Origin of the sequence: Streptomyces sp. NPDC059853 (assembly GCF_042731495.1) — a bacterium.
GTDB lineage: Bacteria > Actinomycetota > Actinomycetes > Streptomycetales > Streptomycetaceae > Streptomyces.
In genome coordinates this window covers 1-3418 of record NZ_JBHWJL010000416.1, presented here as the reverse complement: position 1 = coordinate 3418, position 3418 = coordinate 1, and the positions used below count along the sequence as shown (strand labels likewise).

At 74.8% G+C, this 3418-nt stretch carries 3 protein-coding genes; all 3 read left to right on the top strand.

The window, feature by feature from the left end; all coding sequences use genetic code 11:
- Positions 1-687, top strand: a 687-nt coding sequence (locus ACFV5N_RS26005) for an ACT domain-containing protein (protein WP_385604443.1), incomplete at its 5' end; no start/stop codon positions are given.
- 150 nt (positions 688-837) lie between these two features.
- Entirely contained in the window at positions 838-2313 is a 1476-nt protein-coding gene (gene hflX / locus ACFV5N_RS26000; RefSeq protein WP_385604440.1) for a GTPase HflX, read from the top strand.
- A gap of 201 nt (positions 2314-2514) precedes the next feature.
- The gene (locus ACFV5N_RS25995; protein ID WP_385604437.1) at positions 2515-3282 is read left to right on the top strand and encodes a thioesterase II family protein; all 768 of its coding nucleotides are present in this window, start codon (positions 2515-2517) and stop codon (positions 3280-3282) included.
- Positions 3283-3418: the final 136 nt, after the last annotated feature.

Below are 3418 nucleotides of genomic sequence, written 5' to 3'. Positions count from 1 at the left end.
CTGCGCACCGTGCTGCGCGACGGGGACACCGTACGGCTGCTGCTCGACCCCGACCCGGGCCCCTCCGCCGGGCCCGCCCCCGAGTGGCTGGAGTACGCCACCACTCCCGCCGCCCGCATCCCGATCCGGCGCCGGCTGGAGGAGCAGGCCGGCCCCGCCGAGCGCGCCGCCGCCCCCGCGCCGGTGGCCGCCGCCCCGCAGACCCCGGCCCCCGCCCCTGCCGAGCCGGCCGCCGAGCCGGTCGCCCTGGTCGCCGAGGCGCCCGGCGCCCCGGTGCGGCTGGCCCGCTGCTGCACCCCGGTGCCGCCGGACCGGGTGTGCGGCTTCCTGGTGCGCGGCGGCGCGGTCACCGTCCACCGCGAGACCTGCCCGGTCGCGGGCCGGATGACCGGCGCCGGCCGGTCCGCCCTGGAGGTCGGGTGGCGCTCGCCGTCCATCGGCTGCCGGGTCACCCTGTACGCCGAGTCGCTGGGCCGCCCGCACCTCCTCGCCGACCTCACCGAGGCGCTGGCCGCCCAGGGCGCGGCCGTCCTCCAGGCCGAGGTGGAGCCGCCCCGGCAGCAGCGGGTACGGCACACCTACACCCTGCGACTGCCCGACGCCTCCGGGCTGCCCGCCCTGATGCGGGCCATGCGCTCGGTGCCCGGCGTCTACGACGTGTCCCGGGCGGCACGGCCACGGGGGTGAGCGGCCCGCAAACCCGGGTGACGCCCCGATCCCGGCGTGCCACCATGGAGGCGACACCGGACAGCGGGGGAATCTTCCGCCGCTCCCGGGCGTTGTGGACATCACAGACGGCTGCCGTCGCAGCCGCTCCGCCGACGACTAAGGATCGCATTGACGTTTTCATCCCTTCCTCAGGAACAATCACGCCCCGCCGCGAGCCGCCGGGCCGACGCCCTGATGGATGAGGACGCGGACTGGAGCACGTTCGACGAAGAGCGGGACGGCGAGCAGTACGAGCGCGACGAGCGTGCCGCGCTGCGCCGGGTGGCCGGGCTCTCCACCGAGCTGGAGGATGTCACCGAGGTCGAGTACCGCCGGCTGCGCCTGGAGCGTGTGGTGCTGGTGGGCGTGTGGACCTCGGGCACCGCTCAGGACGCCGACAACTCCCTCGCCGAGCTGGCCGCCCTGGCCGAGACGGCGGGAGCGCTGGTGCTCGAAGGGGTCACCCAGCGCCGTACCAAGCCCGACCCCGCCACGTACATCGGCTCCGGCAAGGCGCAGGAGCTGCGTGACCTGGTGCTGGAGACCGGTGCCGACACGGTGGTGTGCGACGGTGAGCTGAGCCCCGGCCAGCTGATCAAGCTGGAGGACGTGGTCAAGGTCAAGGTGGTGGACCGCACCGCCCTGATCCTGGACATCTTCGCCCAGCACGCCAAGTCCCGCGAGGGCAAGGCGCAGGTCTCGCTCGCCCAGATGCAGTACATGCTGCCGAGGCTGCGCGGCTGGGGTCAGTCGCTGTCCCGGCAGATGGGTGGCGGCGGCGGGGGCGGCATGGCCACCCGTGGTCCCGGTGAGACCAAGATCGAGACCGACCGGCGGCGGATCCGCGAGAAGATGGCGAAGATGCGCCGGGAGATCGCGGACATGAAGACCGGCCGGGAGATCAAGCGCGAGGAGCGGCGCCGGCACCACGTACCGTCGGTCGCCATCGCCGGGTACACCAACGCCGGCAAGTCCTCGCTGCTCAACCGGCTCACCGGCGCCGGGGTCCTGGTGGAGAACGCCCTGTTCGCCACCCTGGACCCGACCGTCCGGCGGGCCGAGACGCCCAGCGGGCGGCTGTACACCCTCGCGGACACCGTGGGGTTCGTCCGGCATCTGCCGCACCACCTGGTGGAGGCGTTCCGGTCCACGATGGAGGAGGTCGGCGAGGCCGATCTGATCCTGCACGTGGTGGACGGCTCGCACCCGGCGCCCGAGGAGCAGCTGGCCGCGGTGCGTGAGGTCATCCGCGACGTCGGCGCCTCCCAGGTGCCCGAGATCGTGGTGATCAACAAGGCCGACGCCGCCGACGAGCTGACGGTGCAGCGGCTGCTGCGCGCGGAGCGGCGGGCGATCGCCGTATCGGCGCACAGCGGGCTGGGCATCGAGCAGCTCCAGGCGTGGATCGACGACGAACTGCCGCGTCCGGACGTCGAGCTGACGGCGCTGGTGCCGTACACCGAGGGCGGCCTCGTCTCGCGGGTGCACTCCGAGGGCGAGGTCCTCAGCGAGGAGCACACCGGTGAGGGCACGCTGCTGACCGTCCGGGTCCATCCGGAGCTGGCGGCGCTGCTGGAGCCGTACACGCCGGTCGGCCAGGGCTGATCGTGCGCGGGGCGCTCCGCCCCGCACCCGCACCGCAGGGCTTTCCCGGTACGCCGGGGGAGCCCTGCGGTGTTTTCCGCGTTTGCCCAACCCCCGGGCCCCCCGGGGGTGATGATGGAGATCCACACCGCCGGGCCGGGTTCGGGCCCGCGCCGATCCCGGGCGGTCGCCGTCCAGCGAACAGGAGTGAGAAGAACCGTCATGGCACCGACCCACCACCGCGCTGACCTGTGGATACGACATGTCGGACCGCCGCCCGCCGACCCCGCCGCCCGGCTGCTGTGCTTCCCGCACGCCGGGGGCGCGGCGACCGCCTACTTCCCGCTGGCGGCCGAACTGGGGGACGCCGTCGAACTGCTCGCCGTGCAGTACCCGGGCCGGCAGGACCGCTACGGGGAGCCCGCCATCGACACCGTCGAAGGGCTCGCCGACCGGATCCGGCCCCAGCTGGCGGCGTGGAGCGACCGCCCGCTGGTGCTCTTCGGCCACAGCATGGGCGCCATCGTCGCCTACGAGGTGCTGCGGTGGATGACCTCCGCGCCCGGCGCGCGGCCCAGCGGGCTCATCGTCTCCGGCCGCCGGGCCCCGGGCGTCGCCTGGCCCGACGCGGTCCACCGGGGCGGCGACGAGGCGCTGATCGCCGAGCTGCGCGCGCTGAGCGGCACCTCCTCCGTGGTGCTGGACGACCCGGAGATGCTGGAGATGATCCTTCCGGCGCTGCGGGCCGACTACCACGCGATCGAGACCTACCGGCACCGGCCGGGACCGGAACTGACGATCCCCGTCACCGCCCTGGTCGGTGAGGAGGACCCCAAGGCCCCGGTGGCGGACGTCAAGGGCTGGGAGCAGCACACCTCGGGCGCCTTCGACCTGCGGACCTTCCCCGGCGGCCACTTCTACCTCAACGACCGCTGGCCGGCGGTCGCCGGGGCGATCCGTGGCGCGCTGGCGGCTTGCGGCGGCGCGTAGGCCGCTGCCGGGGGGCCGGGGTGGACCCCCCGCGCCCCCGCGCCGGGGCAGCCGCGCGGGCGGAGGGGCCGGGGCCGGCGGAGGTGGTGGCGGCCCCGGCCCCCGCCCCCAGGAGAAAAGTAGGGCCACCCGCCCC